The 17,924-nt window shown below is 44.8% G+C and carries 18 protein-coding genes; 8 read left to right on the top strand and 10 right to left on the bottom strand.

Annotation, left to right across the window (positions count from 1 at the left end; all coding sequences use genetic code 11):
• Positions 1–8: 8 nt before the first annotated feature.
• Positions 9–1,133: a M20 family metallopeptidase gene (locus tag V1U08_RS05340; protein ID WP_330470111.1), complete on the top strand. Its 1,125-nt coding sequence runs from the start codon at positions 9–11 to the stop codon at positions 1,131–1,133.
• Positions 1,134–1,295: 162 nt separating this feature from the next.
• Entirely contained in the window at positions 1,296–1,673 is a 378-nt protein-coding gene (locus V1U08_RS05335) for a YkvA family protein (protein WP_330470110.1), read from the top strand.
• Positions 1,674–1,767: 94 nt separating this feature from the next.
• Here V1U08_RS05335 and V1U08_RS05330 read toward each other — a convergent pair whose 3' ends face one another.
• The 3 genes from V1U08_RS05330 to nfsA all read right to left on the bottom strand — a co-directional run bounded on the left by V1U08_RS05330 (position 1,768) and on the right by nfsA (position 5,756).
• Positions 1,768–3,072, bottom strand: coding sequence for a dicarboxylate/amino acid:cation symporter (locus V1U08_RS05330; protein ID WP_065303984.1), 1,305 nt, complete (start codon positions 3,070–3,072; stop codon positions 1,768–1,770).
• Positions 3,073–3,492: 420 nt separating this feature from the next.
• Positions 3,493–4,761, bottom strand: coding sequence for a DUF1835 domain-containing protein (locus tag V1U08_RS05325; RefSeq protein WP_330470109.1), 1,269 nt, complete (start codon positions 4,759–4,761; stop codon positions 3,493–3,495).
• 272 nt (positions 4,762–5,033) lie between these two features.
• Positions 5,034–5,756 carry an oxygen-insensitive NADPH nitroreductase gene (gene nfsA / locus V1U08_RS05320; protein ID WP_330470108.1) on the bottom strand — a complete coding sequence of 241 codons (723 nt, stop codon included), beginning with the start codon at positions 5,754–5,756 and terminating at the stop codon, positions 5,034–5,036.
• A gap of 227 nt (positions 5,757–5,983) precedes the next feature.
• Between nfsA and V1U08_RS05315 the strand changes: the two genes are divergently transcribed.
• Positions 5,984–6,625, top strand: a complete 642-nt coding sequence (locus V1U08_RS05315) for a MarC family protein (protein ID WP_014234978.1) — start codon at positions 5,984–5,986, stop codon at positions 6,623–6,625.
• A 162-nt stretch (positions 6,626–6,787) separates the two neighbouring features.
• On the top strand, positions 6,788–7,660 hold the full coding sequence (locus tag V1U08_RS05310; protein WP_014234977.1) for a patatin-like phospholipase family protein: 873 nt from the start codon (positions 6,788–6,790) through the stop codon (positions 7,658–7,660).
• Between the two features lie 76 nt (positions 7,661–7,736).
• Here V1U08_RS05310 and trhO read toward each other — a convergent pair whose 3' ends face one another.
• Positions 7,737–8,717, bottom strand: a complete 981-nt coding sequence (gene trhO / locus V1U08_RS05305) for an oxygen-dependent tRNA uridine(34) hydroxylase TrhO (RefSeq protein ID WP_014234976.1) — start codon at positions 8,715–8,717, stop codon at positions 7,737–7,739.
• A gap of 363 nt (positions 8,718–9,080) precedes the next feature.
• Between trhO and V1U08_RS05300 the strand changes: the two genes are divergently transcribed.
• On the top strand, positions 9,081–9,569 hold the full coding sequence (locus V1U08_RS05300) for a GNAT family N-acetyltransferase (protein WP_330470107.1): 489 nt from the start codon (positions 9,081–9,083) through the stop codon (positions 9,567–9,569).
• Positions 9,570–9,651: 82 nt separating this feature from the next.
• Here V1U08_RS05300 and V1U08_RS05295 read toward each other — a convergent pair whose 3' ends face one another.
• Positions 9,652–10,947, bottom strand: a complete 1,296-nt coding sequence (locus V1U08_RS05295; protein ID WP_330470106.1) for an alpha/beta fold hydrolase — start codon at positions 10,945–10,947, stop codon at positions 9,652–9,654.
• Positions 10,948–11,190: 243 nt separating this feature from the next.
• On the opposite strand from V1U08_RS05295, the gene V1U08_RS05290 reads away from it, so the two are divergent.
• Together V1U08_RS05290 and V1U08_RS05285 are read left to right on the top strand one after the other, a co-directional pair.
• Complete coding sequence (locus V1U08_RS05290; RefSeq protein WP_330470105.1) at positions 11,191–12,348, top strand: D-alanyl-D-alanine carboxypeptidase family protein; 1,158 nt, start codon at positions 11,191–11,193, stop codon at positions 12,346–12,348.
• 154 nt (positions 12,349–12,502) lie between these two features.
• Positions 12,503–12,721 (top strand): VF530 family DNA-binding protein, encoded by a 219-nt coding sequence (locus tag V1U08_RS05285; protein ID WP_014234972.1) that lies wholly within the window; start codon positions 12,503–12,505, stop codon positions 12,719–12,721.
• 65 nt (positions 12,722–12,786) lie between these two features.
• Here V1U08_RS05285 and V1U08_RS05280 read toward each other — a convergent pair whose 3' ends face one another.
• On the bottom strand, positions 12,787–13,239 hold the full coding sequence (locus V1U08_RS05280) for an acyl-CoA thioesterase (RefSeq protein ID WP_118120880.1): 453 nt from the start codon (positions 13,237–13,239) through the stop codon (positions 12,787–12,789).
• Positions 13,240–13,445: 206 nt separating this feature from the next.
• Here V1U08_RS05280 and V1U08_RS05275 point away from each other — a divergent pair, with 206 nt between their 5' ends.
• Positions 13,446–14,210 carry a ferredoxin--NADP reductase gene (locus V1U08_RS05275; protein WP_014234970.1) on the top strand — a complete coding sequence of 255 codons (765 nt, stop codon included), beginning with the start codon at positions 13,446–13,448 and terminating at the stop codon, positions 14,208–14,210.
• 92 nt (positions 14,211–14,302) lie between these two features.
• Here the strand turns inward: V1U08_RS05275 and V1U08_RS05270 are convergent, their stop codons facing one another.
• The 4 genes from V1U08_RS05270 to V1U08_RS05255 form a co-directional block, all read right to left on the bottom strand.
• Positions 14,303–14,968: a DUF2057 domain-containing protein gene (locus tag V1U08_RS05270; protein WP_014234969.1), complete on the bottom strand. Its 666-nt coding sequence runs from the start codon at positions 14,966–14,968 to the stop codon at positions 14,303–14,305.
• A 209-nt stretch (positions 14,969–15,177) separates the two neighbouring features.
• Entirely contained in the window at positions 15,178–16,326 is a 1,149-nt protein-coding gene (locus V1U08_RS05265) for an AI-2E family transporter (RefSeq protein WP_020333458.1), read from the bottom strand.
• On the bottom strand, positions 16,319–17,005 hold the full coding sequence (locus tag V1U08_RS05260) for a potassium channel family protein (protein ID WP_014234967.1): 687 nt from the start codon (positions 17,003–17,005) through the stop codon (positions 16,319–16,321). Before V1U08_RS05260 ends, V1U08_RS05265 begins: the two co-directional genes overlap by 8 nt.
• A 21-nt stretch (positions 17,006–17,026) precedes the next feature.
• The gene (locus V1U08_RS05255; RefSeq protein ID WP_014234966.1) at positions 17,027–17,914 is read right to left on the bottom strand and encodes an HlyD family secretion protein; all 888 of its coding nucleotides are present in this window, start codon (positions 17,912–17,914) and stop codon (positions 17,027–17,029) included.
• Positions 17,915–17,924: the final 10 nt, after the last annotated feature.

The following is a 17,924-nucleotide window of genomic DNA, read 5'->3' as shown; positions in this document are numbered from 1 at the left end:
AGTAAAACATGCAGTTTTCTCTCAATGAATACCTTGAAGAGTTACGCCCATTAATTAACGTCGATTGCGGAACTTACACTACCGATGGTATTGAATTTGTTGCTTCTCAGTTTGAAGCAAAGTTTCATGCGATGTTGGGTTGGAGTGTTAAGCGAGTTGATTGCGGTAGAGCAGGGATAGGGTTAGAAATTCGTAACATGCCTGAGGCAGAACAGATCGATGTGATGCTGATTGGCCATTTAGATACGGTTTTTCCTGTAGGGACGGCAGAGCAGCGTCCGATGTCTGTGGATGAAGATAAAGCGTACGGTCCGGGTGTGTCGGACATGAAGTCTGGTTTGCTAAACATCGTTTATGCGATGCGAAATCTGGATACAGCAGTATTAGAAAAGCTGTCGATTTGTATTTGCATGAATCCGGATGAAGAGACGGGCTCACTTTATTCAGTCGATTGGATTCAGTCAGTAGCAAAAAGTGCCAAGAATGTGCTGGTCGCAGAAGCTGCACGTGCAGACGGTGGTTTGGTGAAAGCACGCAAAGGTATGGCGCGTTACAAAATATCCTTCAATGGTGTAGCTGCTCACGCGGGTAACGAGCCAGAGAATGGCCGTAGTGCGATTACCGAAATGGCCAACTGGATTCTTGCAGTTAACGGCATGACCAACTTTAACTCGGGCACGACGTTAAATGTGGGTATTGTGTCGGGTGGTAACGGGGCAAATATAGTACCTGCTCAGGCTGAAGCGATCGTCGATGTGCGCTTCTGGAGCAACGAAGAGTACGATGATGTCGATACCAAGCTGCTCTGTTTAGCTAAAACTCCGTTTGTTGATGGGGTGGGCATTCAGTTAGATCGAGAAGCGTATAAACCGTCGATGTTACCGAATGTACAAACCGAAGGTTTAATGGCATTGGTTGAAGAGGCTGCCAGTGAGCTTGCAATTGATATCAATTGGAAAGAAGTAGGTGGTGGCTCTGATGCGAACAATACCGCTATTCTGGGCGTTCCGACATTAGATGGTCTTGGCTCCGTCGGAGCTGGCTTCCACGGAGAGCAGGAATATTTACTTCTAGAGTCTGTCGAGCCACGCATCAAGATGCTGATGCGTGTACTAGAGAAGATAGCTAAATAAAACGTTCGTTCTCGGCCAAATAGCTTTCAATCCCCAAACTAAAGTTTGGGGATTTTTTATTTTCCTTTAAACCGGTTACTTACGATGATCTCTGTTGTTAATCCTGTGTTCAGGTTCTGGCTCGTAGTATTAGCGCCAGAGTCATAACTACCGGAGGCAACGATGACTACAGCCATGTCTTTAAAGTCGGCGCCTAATGACGCCGTTGAAGAAACACTAAAAGCGCCAGATGAGAAAACGTTTTGGCGCAAGATGAAAAACTCGGTCAGAAAAGCGGGTGAAGAGCTTGCTGTGATGGGGATTAAATCCTGGCTCGCGATGACAGACGCCAATACCTCTGTTCGCCATAAAGCGATTCTTGGTGGGGCATTAGCGTATTTCGTTCTCCCAACGGATATGGTGCCCGATGTGCTGGCTGGCGTTGGATTCACTGATGATATGGCAGCGCTTACATTGGCTGCGAACACGGTTGGCAACGCTATTACGTCCGAGCATGAAGAACAAGCCAGAGCGAAACTGAATTTAATGGCTAATGACTAAAAGTCTTTAAGATTGCTTAATCAATCTTTCTCAATGAACAAAGCCCCGATGTTTCCATCGGGGCTTTGTTTTAGACAGGATAACCGTAAACGGTTTAAGCGTCAGCGCGTTTAAGATGCACTTCTTCTTCGGCTGCGCCGGCCATTGGATCGTTGAAGCGAGCTTCATCCAATGCACCTTCTGATTTAGCAACAATAACCGTTACTGCGCTATCACCAGTAATGTTTACTGCGGTACGAATCATATCCAGTAGACGGTCAACACCCATAATCAGAGCGATACCTTCCAGAGGCAAGCCTACTTGGTTTAGTACCATCGCTAGCATGACAAGGCCAACACCAGGAACACCAGCAGTACCGATAGATGCCAGAGTCGCCGTCATGATAACCATCAGGTAGTCACCCATGGTTAAATCAATGTTGAATGCCTGTGCGATAAACGCGGTAGCGACACCTTGCATGATCGCCGTTCCGTCCATGTTCACGGTTGCACCAAGTGGTACAGTGAACGAAGACACACGGTTTTCTACGCCCATGCGGTGTTTTGCTGTTTCCATAGTAACCGGAATGGTTGCGTTTGATGATGCAGTAGAGAACGCAAACATCACAGCATCTTCCATTTTACGCAGGAAGGTCATTGGGCTAAGGCCAGTAAATCCTTTCAACATTAGGCTGTACGTTACCAGACCGTGTAGCAGCAGTGTGCCAGCTAGAACGATAAAGTACTCGGCAAGGTTTAGGATTGCACCTAAGCCTAGACCAGTAAACAGCTTCGCCATCAGGAAGAACACACCAAATGGTGCAAGGTTCATCAAAATAGCAACCAGCTTCATGATCACTTCATTCAAGTCTGAGAAAAATGCAGCGATACGCTCGCCTGGTTTACCAGCAGCACTGATCGCGATACCAAATAAAACGGCAAACACGATAACTTGAAGTGTTTTACCTTCAGCCATTGCACTGATTGGGTTAGTCGGGAACATATCAATGATCACCTGACCCAAAGACGGTGCTTCTGCTGACTTGAATGAGCTTACCGCAGTAAGATCAGCGCCAGCACCTGGCTGGAACACGGTGCCCATAGTCAGAGCAAGTGTGATAGCGACAGCCGTTGTTGCAATGTATAAAGCTAGGGTTTTACCACCCATGCGACCTAAAGTAGATAGGTCTTTAAGAGAGCTAGTACCACAAACGAGTGATACAAATACCAAAGGTACTACTAGCATCTTCAAGCTGGCGACAAAGATCTGTCCACCAACTTCAAATAGTCCATTAACAATGTATGCGTCGACAAATCCGTTGTCAGCAAAAAGTGTGCGAATTGCAAATCCTGTCAAGATACCCGCCACCATACCGAAAATAACACGGCTGGTAAGCGACATCGGTTTCTTGGTATTCATGAGAACACTCCTTATAGTTATGCACTCTGAGTTCACTTCAAAGTGGCGTGCAGGTTAGCAGCGGAGTGAAAAAACACGAAAGAAAAAACCTAATCTTGGTCGGTAGATGTGACCACGGTCACCATAAAAAATATTATTTTAACAGTTATTTAACTTTAAGGCTGGTTGTAACGGCTGTTTTTTAACACTTTTATCGAGTATAAAACTAATGTTCACCTATTGTTACACTTTGGTGTTCTATGTTTTGGTTGCATATTGAACTCGTGATTATTCACCCCTGATTAATGTGGGACTAAATATGCAACTGAAACTTGTTTATATAATGCGCATTAGTAGTCGATAATTAGAGCAATACATTTATCTCACTATTCGCATCGCTCTGTTATCTTTAGCCACTAAGTTGGTAAATTCAGCGCCGTATCAACATTGAACATGGGACAGGCTAGATAGCTGCAGATGATCCCACTCCCAACGGCTTTTGTTGTTGTTTGGAATTCCACCAACCCAATATTGTTGCTCAAATTTAACATTACCGTTTAAGCACTGTATTCCATGCTCGGTTATACACACTTGTTGCTCCCACCAGTTTTTTTCTAACGAGTCTACTGTTATCAGTGGTTTCTCATTGGTCGCTAAAGGAAGGACCAGTGCGTAGAACATCACATCACCCAGGTAGGGCAAAGGTTCGCTCTGCTGATAAAGCTGAAACCACTTACTCACTGAAATCGCGTTGCTTTGTTCCTTTAGTGCATCTAATGAGAGACGCTGAGTGAAGCTCAACCCTGATATTGAATGGGGGAGCTCGCGCAAATGCCGCATAAGAACTGCATTTATATTTGGTAAGCAATCCAACTCATGTTGATCTAATAGAGAGACAATAGAATCTGGCGTTTCTTCTGTGAGAGATTGCCAACACCGACTGGCCTGGCTCATTAATCTTGCGTTTATCGGCTTGCGATCATGCCAGCATGAACGAATCGCCTCTGCGGGTAGTTGTCCAAAACCGATAAAACGTTCTGTACCGGGGAATTGGTTCAATTCAATGATCTCAATGACTTTATCTTTTACGTTCTCAAGATAAGTCAGGCAACGGATCAACATGAGTTGATCATAGCTATCATGCTCCACCCAAAATACGATGCGCTCAAACTTATCGTCTAGCAGAGTCTCTACGTTACGCTGCTCTTGCTGAGCGATGTTTTGAACAGATTCTTTATGGCCCATAACGGGCAGCAGCGTATCAACAACGAACTGAGCACGTATGGCTAAAAATGATTGCTCAGCTTTAGGAATAGGGCCCATGCATAGTGGATCAATCATTGGGAGAAACTGGCCTTCAAAGCCGCTCTCTTTAAGTTTTTCCTGAATATCATGCCCACAACGAACATGGAGCGTACTCAGGCCACTGTCTAACGCTTTTTCTCGTTTAGCGATAGCGTTCTTATGCGATTCTAAACGTTCCACGTGAGCTTTTAGTTTATTCCAACTCGGTAAGCCGAGCTCTCTTGCTAAAGCATGTTGAACATCAGCAAGCTGAATAGACTCGAAAGATAGAGTGTCGGGTTGGGAGTGAAACTGTTTAACGAGACCCAGCGTATTGAAGTCACGTTGACGAATTGCCTTTAAACGCTTTTTAGCAATGATTTTTTGCTGATTGAGATTAATTGAGAAGCTGTTGTGAGGTTGCATTTTTCACCTTTCTTATTCTCTTCCACACTCGCCTGAACAGAAGCTTTAAGAAGGTAAAAACAGAGTGTACCTGCTGGAAATGCAGGGAAGCCAAATTGCCGTGAACCGAGTTCTTTCCGCGAGTGTTGGGTGCTTTAGGCGTGAGCTCGTTTATCATAGGCGACGGCTGAGTGACTGGCAACCAAAAATCAGGGGGCAGGGTGGGAATCGTTAATAAAAACAAAGCCCCACCTCGATTGGCAGGGCTATCCAAGGCAATCGTTCAATACTATCTAGCGCTTTGCTAATCCTTTGCCATGTAAATAAGGCAGAATATGCGGGCGAGACTCTCCTGCCAATTTCGTCGTCACTTCCTCAGACCAAGTGCTTTGCTTTTGATTACTTGAACGAGTGGCGTAGTAATCGTGCATGGTTTGGTCGTAAGCTTTTATGTCTTCAATATTTAAAGGTTGGTACTGATTTTCGTGTACGATCACTTTTGCTGGTAAGCGAGGTTTAACTTCTGGGTCTTGCTCTGGATGGCCAAGACACATACCAAACAAAATGGCAGTATTGGCAGGTAAGCCGAGCAACTCATCAACACCTTGGGCATTATTTCTCAAGCCACCAATGTATACGCCACCCAATCCCATCGATTCTGCCGCCAACAGACAGTTTTGCGCCATGATGCCGGAATCAACGGCACCAATGAGTGTTAACTCGGTAAAATCTGCTTGTACTTGAGGGTTAATAGCCGAGTGACGCTGATAATCAATGCAGAACACTAAAAACTCCGCCGCACTCGCAACGTAAGCTTGGTTACCTGCGTATTGCGCCAGTTGTGCGCGTTTTTCTGGATCAGTGACTCGGATGATGGAAACGACTTGCAGCATACTGGAAGAAGATGCGGCTAGGCCAGCTTGAATAATCGTGTCCAGTTGAGCTTTATCTATTGGTTGCGGGCTGAATTTTCTAATCGAGCGGTGGCTCATTATAGTTTCAATCGTACTGTTCATGATGCTTTAACATCCTTTGTTATTGTTTTCATATTTCGTGGAACTCACCTTATCGGCATTTGATGGCTGGGTAAACTTTCTCCAAAGAAAAAAGCTCAAAAGAAAAGCTCAAACGAAAAAAGTGAGCCTTAAACCATAAGTTTTACTAGAGAAAGCCAGTTATCAGGCACGCTTTAAGATATGGGTATATACTGTCTTAAAATCAATGAATTACATGCGGTAAAAAGATGAAAGAACTGATCGTTCACACAGTAACGGTATTTATGGGTTTCTTCGCCATCATGAACCCTATCGCGAATATTCCCATATTCTTGAGCTTAACTGCGGATGAAGATAAAGAGACGGTTCGCTCCATAGCACTGCGTTCCGTGTTTATTGCTTTTATCATCGTTGCGGTGTTTTCAATTGCGGGAAAACTGATTTTCGATTTATTTGGGATTACGCTTTATGCGCTGCGTATTACTGGCGGAATTCTGGTCTTTTTGATTGGTTACAACATGCTACAAGGTGATACTACCCATCAAAAGACCAAAGAAAAGGCTTACTCCCCTGCCCAACAACAAGCGGCGTTAAGTATCGCGGTTTCCCCTCTCGCGATGCCAATATTGGCTGGCCCTGGCACTATCGCAACGGCGATGAACTTTGCGACCGCTGGCGGGTTTGATCAAACAATCATTACCATCGTTTCTTTTGCTGTGCTCTGTATTATCACGTACATCTTGTTTTTATTTGGCGATAGATTAGTGAAAGCCGTTGGTCCTAGTGCGCTCAATGTTGTGACCAAAATGATGGGGCTGATATTGGCGGTCATCGGCACTCAAATGCTCATTGATGGGGCTGCTGAAGCGTATAAGAACGTTTTCTCTTAATCCTACTAGGCTTATGTAAGGTGTAGGCATGGTTACAGGTTGTACTTTGTAGCGAAATCTTACTTGAGTATAGGAATCACCTATCTAAATAATAAGAATAACCAATTGTTTCTATTGCCTTACTTTCAATACTATTTTTAAACACAGTATTGGGGAGGAAACATGGTTAAAAAAGCAATTGTGGTTGAAGGTGGTGCGATGCGAGGCGTCTTCGCTAGTGGCGTGCTAGACGCTTTCATGGAGCAAAATTACAAGCCGTTTGATTTTGCAATTGGTGTATCAGCAGGTGCATCAAATCTGATTGGTTACTTAACTGATTACCCACATCGCAGCATTAATATCATCACCAAGCTTGCAACCTGTAAACGTTTCTTCGATCCAACCCGCTTTATAAAGGGCGGTGACCTTATTGACGTTAAATGGTTATTTGAAGAATCTAACCGTTTATATCCAGTCGATGAAAAGAAGTTGTTTGATGGTATTCCATTTTTTGCGACCACAACCAATGTTGATACAGGTAAGGCAGACTATTATCGAGTCAATCGCGATAACTTCCATCACGCGCTAGAAGCGACGACTGCTTTGCCTATCGCATACAAACATACCCCTTGCTTTTCTGGTGGCTGTTACACCGATGGAGGCGTGGCGGATTCAATTCCGGTTCGCGAAGCTTACCGAAGAGGCGCGAGAGACATTACTGTGGTGTTATCCCACCCGCTGAATTACTCGAAGAAGCCAGCCAAAACAACCTGGCTCACTAAGAAGCTGTTTGCCGAGCATCCTAAAATGGTCGAAGCAATGTTGCACCGAACAGAGAACTATAACGAATCGTTGGCGTTTATTCGTAACCCGCCGGAAGACGCGCGTATCCGCGTTATTGCTCCGCCTGATAATTTTCATGTACAGCGTTTATCAATGCGTCAGTCTGTGTTGCTTGAAGGTTATGAGATGGGGCTTGCAGAGGGCAGAGCGCACCTGAAAAATCTTGCTGGTGCTCATGGCCTGGATAGAGAGAACTGTCACTTCTGTATTTAGCGCAGCGACGCTTAACCTTTCGTCACTCGTAAATATGTAAATTGGCGAACCATGGCATATGGTTCGCCAATAAGCGTTAGGCTTGTTTACGCTGTGCTTCTTTTTGAGCAATCTTAGCCGCACGTCGCTCTTCACGTTGCTTCGCGCTTTCACCGCCAACGTGCTGTTCACCACGTTGATCCGCTAAAGAAATCTGCTTTTCACGTTCGCGGAATCGAGCAATCTGCTCTTCTGAATGCGTACCGTGACATTTAGGGCAACTTACGCCTTGCTCGTAAAGGTCTGACTGTTTGTCTTCTTCTGTGATTGGCAGGCGACAAGCGTTACATAAGTCGTAGTCCGCTTTCTCTAGCTGGTGGTTTACAGCAACACGACCATCGAATACGTAACAATCACCTTCCCACATGCTCTCTTCTTGTGGCACTTCTTCCAGATATTTTAGGATGCCGCCTTCAAGGTGATAAACTTCGTCAAAGCCTTGCTCTTTCATGTACGCTGTTGATTTCTCACAACGGATACCACCAGTACAGAACATTGCCACTTTCTTATGCTTGGCCGGATCCATATTTTCTTTCACGTAGTCTGGAAATTCACGGAAAGTTTCAGTGTTCGGGTTTACCGCACCTTTAAAAGTACCGATTTCGATTTCGTAATCATTACGCGTATCAACAACAAACACTTCTGGATCCGCAATAAGATCGTTCCAGTCTTTTGGTTTCACATAAGTGCCAACCACATGACGAGGATCGATACCTTCAACACCTAAAGTTACGATCTCTTTCTTGAGTTTTACTTTAGTGCGGTTAAAAGGCTGTGTTTCAGCAAGCGACTCTTTATAAACAGTGCCCGCAAGACGTGGCTCTGCATTTAGCCATTCAAGCAGGGTATCAATACCCGCGCGGTCCGCAGCAACGGTACCGTTGATACCTTCACTTGCCAGCAGAAGGGTGCCACGAATCTGGTTCTTTTCCATCAGTGCAAGCAATGGTTCGCGTAGCTCTTGATAGTTACCTAGTTCCACAAACTTGTACAGCGCACAGACAACATACTGACTCATGAGATTTCCTTTAAAAAAACAGGCTTTAATAAAACAAGTGGTCGACGACCATTAAATTATAACGGCCCGGAGTATACCCGACTAAAACGGTCAGGTATACAGGTAAACCCGTCGGACAGGAAACATGCATGTTGATTGGTTAGTGACAAAATGAGGATACAGAATGGATAGCTGCTTCCCCACAAACCTTGTAGGTCTTCAAATTATCAACAAAAATCTAAGTGAATTGACGAGGTTAACCTCGACAGGTTTGTGTGAAATTTGTACGTTTAATTGGTTGAGTGCTCGTTACTCGTAAATGCACTCAGTACAGTACAGCAAGATAAAAAACAAAAATTAATTCAACGGAATGGTTAGTAAGACATGCAGCAGTTTCATATCAGGCGACTCAGAGAAGAGGATATCCCGCTTCTCAAACTTCTTTTAGTCGAGCTCGATACTTCTCACTATCAAGCTGAGCCCGACTTTTATCGTTCACCACAAGAAATGGCCGAGATTAGGGATAGCCGTAATATCTTTGAAAAATACTTCGATGGCAATATCACTGCATTTGTAGCTTGTTCAAATCGAAACATTGTGGGGTTTATTTCGGGAACCACTCGTGAAGTTAACTCCATCATTTCACCAGAGAAATACGTTGGCTTTATAAACGAGCTTGTTGTTGCGGAAAGCCATCGAAACTTGGGAATAGGCTTATCGTTAATGGATAGAATTGAAAGTGCGCTTTGCAGCTTGGGCGTAGAGGAAATCGGATTGTCCGTTGGTTCTTTTAACCACGAAGGCGAAGATTTTTATCACAAGATGGGCTATCGAGTGATCACTAAGTCCATGATAAAAAGGATCAAAGATTAATCGACTGGCGTGATGCTCGGTATTGGATAGCAAAACGCCTTTTCATGGTGAAAAGGCGTCGGTATGCAGAAGTGGTGTCTTATTAAACCAAAGTTGCCGCAGTCTGGTTACCCATCGCAATTAAGGTATCCAGAATGCGTTCGCCGTCAGCACGCAGACCATTGTGTTCATATTCGTTGGTGATCCACGCTTTTGAGTTCGGCATAGAAGCTAATGTTTCTCGGCTGATGTCCATTTCCACAAACATATCGTCGGCGTAAACCGCGCAGCTTACCGGAACTTTGTTCAACGCCAGTTGGTTTTGGTCATAAAGGGGTGACCAGTCCTCTTTGCTTGCCAGTATTTCAGCAGCTTCTTTCAGTGACTTTAGGTTGGTGTATTGATCAAACATCCATGGGAAAACCATTTCCCCGGTAAAGTAGAAAGGTTGGCCTTTTTCATAGTTAAACTCCGGGTTTGACTGACGTACTCGGTGTGCACTCCAATTTGAAGCAAAGCCCTGGCAGTATATAGACTCGTGCAAAATGGCGTAAATAGGGTTGGTTTGGAAGTTTTGCTGAGCCAGCATGTCACTTAAAAACTTGTAACGAAGCTGCGTTTTTCCGTTTACTTCTATGAGTGCGCTTTCCAGCCAGTAATACGTTGGCAAGAAGGTATCGCTGACCCCAAAATTAATCCCAATCTGTTGGAATTGCTCAACGGTAAAGCGTTGCCCGTTTGGCAGAAACTCTTCATTTTCTAACAGGTGATTGGCAATGGTTTGGCAAAGTTGCTGCGCTTTAGGAAATTGCTGGAAGAACGCCTGATTCTTATCCATTGTACGTTTAAACGTTGCTTTATACACATCGTCGGGATGACGTGAAACAGACGGCACGCCACCAGTAATGTAGCTTCGGGTCAGGCTTTCAGGGAACAACGACAAATACGTCAGAGAGCAAAAACCACCGAAGCTTTGACCTAGTATCGCCCACTTTTCTACACCAAATTGCTGACGTATAAATTCAGCATCGCGAACAATATTGTCTGCTCGGAAATGGCTCAGGTATTCTGCCTGTTGGAGTGGCGTCAGGTGCGCCAGCGTTTGGTGGTTGATCACCGAACTGTTTCCGGTGCCTCGCTGGTCGAGCAGTAATACTCGGTACTCTTGAAGTGCTCGTTTTATCCAGCCGTTATGGCCATTTTGACGTGGAGAAGGGAAGCCAGGACCACCTTGAAAGTACACAAGCCATGGTTTGGTTGAGTCTTCGTCTCCCACTAAACATACCGAACGGGCGAATACTTCAATAGTGCCTTTGCTCTCTTCCTGGTAATTCAAAGGGACATTAAATGTGTGGGGAGTGTAGTGCAATCCTGCGTCGATAAATGATAGAGCATTCATTGTTTTATTTATATCCTTGTTGGGTTCAGCATCTAGTAGACCTTACGTTCGCTACTTTACTTCGAAATCAGGGTTTAACCAAGAATCCGAAGTAGAGCAAGTCACATCTAAGCCGTTTAATCTCTTTTGTAAAATCAACGTAAGTTCAAGAAAATGAAACGATTAGCGACTGGTGCAACTGGTTGAATGAGCTATGCTCATTAGAGCGACGACAAAGTGAGTGTGAATTGTGGAGGATGTTGAATGAAAGTGTCACTGGCTCAATGGATTATCGTGACTTGTTTAGTTAGCGTGCCCGCATTTGCGGTGGTCACGCCAAGCCCACCTGAGTTACAGGCGAAAGGGTACGTGTTAATGGACTTTCAGTCGGGAGCCATTATCGCAGAACAGAACGGGAGAGCCGGATTAGCCCCTGCCAGTTTAACCAAACTCATGACGGCTTATGTCGTGGGTCAGGAAATCAAAGCAGGTCGATTAAATTGGGATGATTTAGTGACTGTCAGCGAAAATGCGTGGTCAGAAAAATTCCCCGGTTCCTCCAAAATGTTCATCAAACCGAAAGATGAAATCAGCGTTGCGAACTTGATGCGCGGTGTCATTATCCAATCGGGAAATGACGCATGTGTCGCTCTGGCGGAACATGTGGCAGGCAGTGAACATGGATTTGTGGCTTTGATGAATGGCTGGGCCGAAAAGCTCGGGCTTCAAGACACTTACTTTGTGAACTCTCATGGGCTGGATAGCGAAGGCATCCAAACTTCTCCTTTGGATATGGCGACGTTGATGAAATCGATCATCAATGACGTACCTGATGTGTATGCGCTCTACAACGAAAAGGTGTTTAAGTGGAACGATATTACCCAATACAACCGTAATAAGTTGTTGTGGGATAAGTCTATTAAAGTGGATGGTGGCAAAACAGGTTACACCAGCAATGCGGGATATAGTCTCGTCAGTTCAGCGACTGAAGGTAAAATGCGTTTGATATCTGTCGTGATGGGAACGCCTAGCGCGCAAGCACGCATCAGTCAGTCTAAAAACTTGCTCAGCTATGGTTTCCGTTTTTATGACACTAAGAAGGTGGCTACACAGGGACAGGTGGAATCAAAGGTTAAGGTCTGGAAAGGCAAGGTGAGTGAAATAGAAGCGAGCTTTCCGCAAGATGCTTATTTGACCCTACCTCGCAGTATGACAGCTGGTTTAGATAAGAGTGTCGAAATGAAAGAACCTTTAATGGCACCGATTGAACAAGGGGAAGTGATTGGTAAAGTCGTGTGGAAAAATAACGATGAAACCGTCGCCAGCTATCCTCTGGTCAGCAATCAAGCGGTTGAACCCGCGTCATGGATTGGCCAAATCTGGGACAGCATCGTTTTATGGGTGAAATCGTTTTTTAATTAACCCCAGTTGAGGTTAATTCATTAAGTGATGAATCGAGTAACAGCCCGCTTTCCGTCGGGCTGTTTTTATTCTGATGTAAATAACAGTTGGGAATTAGGTTTGTTTCAGTTAGATTAGCCCGCCAAATCGCCCTATAAATTGTTGGATTGAAATCATGAGCAACGAACAACCGAATAACCCTCTGCACGGGTTGAGTTTAGAAAAAATCGTCACCCGTTTGGTTGAGCACTTTGGGTGGAATGGTATGTATGAACGTGTTCGTGTTAACTGTTTTAAAAAAGACCCGTCTATTAAGTCGTCGTTAAAGTTTCTTCGTAAGACGCAATGGGCACGAGATAAAGTTGAAGCGCTGTACATCGAAACTTTCTGTTAAGCTGTTGAAAAAGCAATTATTCCCGAAAGCACGAGTGTGTGCCGCCGGGAATTTAAACTCGACAATTATTCTAGGTGGTGAGTGCTGCCCACAGTCGCTTCCAGTTCCAGAATCGACTTGCGGACGCTGTCTGGAATCTCAGTCTTAGTGTTATTTTTAAAATCAAACATCACACCCGTTGCCGTCGCGACGGTGACCACTTTTCCCCACTTTTTGCTAAATACCTGATATTCCATTGTCATGCGATCGCCTTGCATGCCGATCACTCGAGCGCCAATCAGAAGCGTGTCCGGGTAAGTCACCGGCAATTTATAACGACACTGAGTCTCACTCAGAACAGGGCTAATTTGCGAGGTTTGCAGGTCGACGAGCAAATTAATCGCTTCAAAATAGTCCAGACGTGCGGTTTCGAAGTAACGAAAGTAGACGACGTTGTTGACGTGTTGCAAGGCATCCATTTCTCCCCAAGCTACTCTGATCTCAGTCACGACGGGGAAGTCTTTTAGTAGTGTGTCCATTTTCTTTGTTCCTTTTTCATCAACGTTGCCACAAATTGTGAAGCCACTTATTAATCTGAGTATTTATTCTAGATGTAATTATTTAGAATGTAATAAAATTGTTCCTGAAGTGTGAAATAAACTGGTTGTTTATGTAAAGTTTAATCTTTACATAGTAACGTTGTAAGCGTAAGTTTATTTGAGAGTGGCTAAAAGGGAGATGTCTCATGGCAGAACTGAAAAATTTCAATCTCGCCAGAGTTGAGAAGCGAATAGACTGGACAGGCGAGCTGTTCAGCTTAAGAGTATCTGGCGCTCCACTTTCCTTTAAAGCTGGTCAATTTACCAAACTCGCGTTGTTAGACGAGAATGGCAACCCAATCAGCCGTGCCTATTCCGTGGTGAATGCTCCGAGCGAACAGTTTGACTGGCTGGAGTTTTTGATTGTTGCGGACCCTCAGGGACAATTGTCGCCAAAACTGCAAAAGTTAAAGACTGGTGACAGTATCTATGTTGGTGAAACGGCACACGGAGATTTGATCCATGATTCGATTCCCAAACAAGCACATGACCTTTGGTTGCTTTCAACTGGTACCGGTATCGGGCCATTTTTGTCATTGTTAGATGACATTAACCTGCTTCCTCATAACGAAAAGATTGTTTTGGTTCATGGTGTTCGCTATGAGAAAGACCTGGTGTATAAGTACTTAATTGAGCACTTAGAGCAGCGCTATGAAGGCCGATTAAAGTACGTGCCTATTGTTAGCCGAGAAGCTGTGGAAGGTAAGTTACAAGGCCGCATTCCCGACTTTATTGCCTCAGGAGAGCTGTCTAATCGAGCGGATGTGCAGTTCTCACCTTGTAGTAGCTTTGTGATGTTGTGTGGTAATCCAGCAATGATTAAAGACACGTTGCCAGTATTGCAAGAACGCGGTTTAGAGAAGTTTCGAGTCAATACTGGTGGTAACATCATTTACGAGCGTTACTGGTAAATCGGAAACATTAAAACTCAGCAGTAGTTGAGGTTATTACAGTACGAAAAAAGCCACATTAGATGTGGCTTTTAAACTCAGAAAGACCAAACTTATTGTTGGTTGATGTACGCTTTAAAGCGAGCTTTGGTTTCAGCATCCGCTTTTTGGTACCAGAAGTGCAGCATTTCTTCTGCGGTTGAATCTGCTTTTACCGCCGCACGTGCTTGCTTCATATCTTCAGGGATTTCAGCGGGTAACGTCATTGGCTGAACCATCGCTCCTGCGACAGCAATTGCTGCCACGCCGCCAGTTCGATTGTAATCTTCTACTTCACGAACATAGTCACGGCCAATCTGCATACCTTCTTTGATAAGCTTGTCTTGCTTAACGGCAATCGCGTTGCCAGATGCATCAACCAGTTTCCAGTCTAAGTCTTTGATATTGTCTTCTGCATCGTTCAAGTTACGGTACTCTGGAAGCTGAAGCGCCAGTTTAGAATCTGAAGACGTAAAGCTGGTGACAATCACGTCGCTTTCAACACTGACACGGTCATTGCCTTTGTTGAAAAACGGAGTAAATCGGAATACGACCTGGTTAACGCCATCAGGTAACGTTAGTGTTCTTTCTGAGGCAAAGAAGCCGCCATCCAGCTTCACTTTTTCACCGTTTGCTGCGAGTACCGAAACGTCGTCAGGAACACTAACCGTTACGTCAGCGAATGCCATGCTACTCATTGCCAGAGCGAGCGCGCAAGTTAAAGGCTTGATCAATTTCATTGTTTTTATCCTAAGCACTATTTATTAGTGAGCATCGAGAGTGCATCGTTATGCGTTTGATTGCAACAATCAAGTGTCATTAGTTTGAAAATTTAACATTAGTTTCATTTTTCATCGTTATTGAGATGAAAATGTGACACCAATAAAAACAAACCGCTGCAATGCAACGGTTTGAAAGATTGTGAGTATCGGATTAAGGCTTGGTGAGCTTAAATACCTGCACCGTTTTCAGATTCACTTTGGTCTTTTGCTTCCTCCAGCAAGTCGCCCAATTCCTCTTGCTGTTGGGCTTTCTCAATGCTTAGCCACCAAACGAATAGCTCATACCAAATTGAAAGAATAACCGCGCCAAGGAAGAGGCCTACGATACCGTAGACAAGCATACCGCCGATGGCACCAATCAAAATAATTGGCATCGGAGTGTCCACGCCTCGACCCATCAGCATTGGTTTGAGCAAGTTTTCAGAAAGCGCACCAACGACCGCCCATACGGTAAACAAGGTTGCAGTCGTGCTGTCTTGAGTCATGTACATGTAGCCAATCACAGGTAGCACTGCAAGAAGAGCCGGTAACTGAGCGATACACAAAATCATCAGTATTAGAGTAAGCAAGCCAGCGGCAGGCACGCCAAATACGAAGAAACCCGCACCAATCAGCAACGCTTGAATCGCAGCGACACCGACAACGCCAAGTAAAACGCTTTTAATGGTTGCTGCAATGAGCGTCGCCCAGCTTTTTGCATTGTCACCTGCGGTACGAATGGCAATGGTGGTTAGGCCAGATGCCAATGATTCTGAGTAAGTCATAAAACCAGCGGCAATCGCCAAAGACAGAATAGAAAGCAATACACTACCCAGAGCGCCACCCATCATGCCAAGCAGGGAAGTCAATGCTGACTTTATCTGAGGCATAAAGGTTTGAATTGCTTGTTCTAAATTCGTCGAGAAAAGTGTCCAGGTGTCGTAGAGCTTACCACCGACAAGTGGCCAGTCTGCAACCGATGGCTTCGGCCCAGGTATTTTGACATCACCGCTCTGGAGTACTTGCAGTGCGTGGGTTGCACCGTCGTAAATGGAACCAGAAACCATCACAAGCGGTGTCACTAACAGCGCGATACCAAGCAAAGCGATGGTGGTTGCTGCCAAACCACGCCTGCCACCATAGGCTCGCTGAAGCCTTTTAGTGACGGGTAAAAGTGCCACTGCAATGATCGCCCCCCAAATAACGGGAAGGATGAAAGGCCTGATGATGTCGTAAGTAAACATAAACAATACGAAGATCAAGCCAATTCGTATTGACGATTCCACCATATTACTGATGAAAATCTTACTTTCATTTCTTTCCGATGATTTATCCATTTTTATTTACCTGATGATCAATGTTGGAACTGACGAGGCTAGAAACCACAATAGCCATATAAAACACACCTGTAATGGCCTCTAAATAAACGATGACTTGAGCCAACGGAGTCAGAGGACTGATATCGCCATAACCAAGAGTGGTCAGGGTGACGAAACTGAAATATGCCGCATTGGAGAAGTTTTGCCCCCAGGATATCGCCTCCATACCGGTGAAAGCCTGTGGTGAAAACTCCAGTAAAATGAGGTAGGCGATGGCCCACATCAAACCCAGCAACAGGAATAACGCAACAGACCCAATGACTTTGTTACTGTTGACGTGACCAGTAAACAGGATTTGTCTTGCAATAGATTTAAAGGTGCCAAAGAAAAACGCAAAGGTTAACGCGAGCATCACGACGTTCATTTCTTTGATATGAAAAATCGTTTTTATCACGATGACCAACACCCATACTGCGAAAAGGGTATAAAGGAACCGAGACCAGGTTTTATCGAATCGTAGACTAGCAAAACACACGATGAACGTGATTATCGTAAACGCCTGTAAAATATGCTCGATTGCCCCTTCATCCACCACCTGAGCAGATGCTCCGCCAATCAACAAAACGATGAGTGACAGTGTGAGATAGAAGAAGTTATTTTCTTCATTAATGTTTTTGAGTTTTTTTCCAATGACCATAGTTGTTCTCTCACTTAGTAACTATTCATTGTTTTCTGATGAGTCTTTCATCACCATGATGGAAGCGGAAAGGCCAAATCGAAGCTCGATATCTTCTGGCAGTTCTTTAATGGCAATACGCACAGGAATGCGCTGTGCCAGACGAATCCACTGGAAGACAGGGTTAACATTTGGCAGCAGGTTATAACCGACGGTACCGTCCCGTGGCGCGATACCCCAGCCGATAGAATCGACGGTTGCGTCAATCGGTGTTTCTGGATGAGACATCAGCGTCACTTGTGCTTTGCTGCCAGGCTCGATTTGCTGTAACTGGTTCTCACGGAAGAAACCAAATACCCAAAAGCTGTGTTTGTCGATAAGCGCAAGCAGAGGCTGGTTGGCAACCGCTTGAGTACCGTTGCGGATATCCAGATTAGAAACAAAACCGTCGACGGTCGCATAAACCTTGGTATAGCTAAGATTCAATTTCGCAGACTTTAACTGCTCTTCTGCCGCCTTAATTTGTAGTAGAGATTCTTCATAGGCAATCTCACGGCGAATAAGATCTTTGTGGGATACTGCGCCGCGATCTTTCGCTCGGATATCCGTTAAACGGTCGTACTCGATTTTCTTACCGCGAGAGCTGACGATGGACTTTTCCAGTCCCACTTCTGCTTGCGACAATGCAACCTCGTAGGTGGTTGGGTCGATCTCAAACAATAAATCGCCAGTTTTGACTTCTTGGTTGTCTTGTATCGCAACGTTCACAATCGGACCGGATACGCGAGGCGCAACTTTGATGACATTGGCACGTACCTGACCATCTCGCGTCCAGGGATTATTGAAATACTCTTCATACTTTTGATAGCCGAGCCAAGCTGCGCCACCAAGAATGACAAGATTGAGTGCAATTACGAATAGTTTTTTCATCTTGTTTGGC

The organism is Vibrio sp. YYF0003, assembly GCF_036350715.1.
Taxonomy (GTDB): Bacteria; Pseudomonadota; Gammaproteobacteria; order Enterobacterales; family Vibrionaceae; genus Vibrio; species Vibrio natriegens.
Note: the sequence above shows the minus strand (reverse complement) of the source record. Positions and strands in the feature narration are given on the sequence as shown.

Excerpts from the sequence above, each read along its gene's own strand:
- V1U08_RS05340 (WP_330470111.1), top strand. The coding sequence starts at position 9 with ATGCAGTTTTCTCTCAATGAATACCTTGAAGAGTTACGCCCATTAATT.
- V1U08_RS05335 (WP_330470110.1), top strand. The coding sequence starts at position 1,296 with ATGACTACAGCCATGTCTTTAAAGTCGGCGCCTAATGACGCCGTTGAA.
- V1U08_RS05330 (WP_065303984.1), bottom strand. The coding sequence starts at position 3,072 with ATGAATACCAAGAAACCGATGTCGCTTACCAGCCGTGTTATTTTCGGT.
- V1U08_RS05325 (WP_330470109.1), bottom strand. The coding sequence starts at position 4,761 with ATGCAACCTCACAACAGCTTCTCAATTAATCTCAATCAGCAAAAAATC.
- nfsA (WP_330470108.1), bottom strand. The coding sequence starts at position 5,756 with ATGAACAGTACGATTGAAACTATAATGAGCCACCGCTCGATTAGAAAA.
- V1U08_RS05315 (WP_014234978.1), top strand. The coding sequence starts at position 5,984 with ATGAAAGAACTGATCGTTCACACAGTAACGGTATTTATGGGTTTCTTC.
- V1U08_RS05310 (WP_014234977.1), top strand. The coding sequence starts at position 6,788 with ATGGTTAAAAAAGCAATTGTGGTTGAAGGTGGTGCGATGCGAGGCGTC.
- trhO (WP_014234976.1), bottom strand. The coding sequence starts at position 8,717 with ATGAGTCAGTATGTTGTCTGTGCGCTGTACAAGTTTGTGGAACTAGGT.
- V1U08_RS05300 (WP_330470107.1), top strand. The coding sequence starts at position 9,081 with ATGCAGCAGTTTCATATCAGGCGACTCAGAGAAGAGGATATCCCGCTT.
- V1U08_RS05295 (WP_330470106.1), bottom strand. The coding sequence starts at position 10,947 with ATGAATGCTCTATCATTTATCGACGCAGGATTGCACTACACTCCCCAC.
- V1U08_RS05290 (WP_330470105.1), top strand. The coding sequence starts at position 11,191 with ATGAAAGTGTCACTGGCTCAATGGATTATCGTGACTTGTTTAGTTAGC.
- V1U08_RS05285 (WP_014234972.1), top strand. The coding sequence starts at position 12,503 with ATGAGCAACGAACAACCGAATAACCCTCTGCACGGGTTGAGTTTAGAA.
- V1U08_RS05280 (WP_118120880.1), bottom strand. The coding sequence starts at position 13,239 with ATGGACACACTACTAAAAGACTTCCCCGTCGTGACTGAGATCAGAGTA.
- V1U08_RS05275 (WP_014234970.1), top strand. The coding sequence starts at position 13,446 with ATGGCAGAACTGAAAAATTTCAATCTCGCCAGAGTTGAGAAGCGAATA.
- V1U08_RS05270 (WP_014234969.1), bottom strand. The coding sequence starts at position 14,968 with ATGAAATTGATCAAGCCTTTAACTTGCGCGCTCGCTCTGGCAATGAGT.
- V1U08_RS05265 (WP_020333458.1), bottom strand. The coding sequence starts at position 16,326 with ATGGATAAATCATCGGAAAGAAATGAAAGTAAGATTTTCATCAGTAAT.
- V1U08_RS05260 (WP_014234967.1), bottom strand. The coding sequence starts at position 17,005 with ATGGTCATTGGAAAAAAACTCAAAAACATTAATGAAGAAAATAACTTC.
- V1U08_RS05255 (WP_014234966.1), bottom strand. The coding sequence starts at position 17,914 with ATGAAAAAACTATTCGTAATTGCACTCAATCTTGTCATTCTTGGTGGC.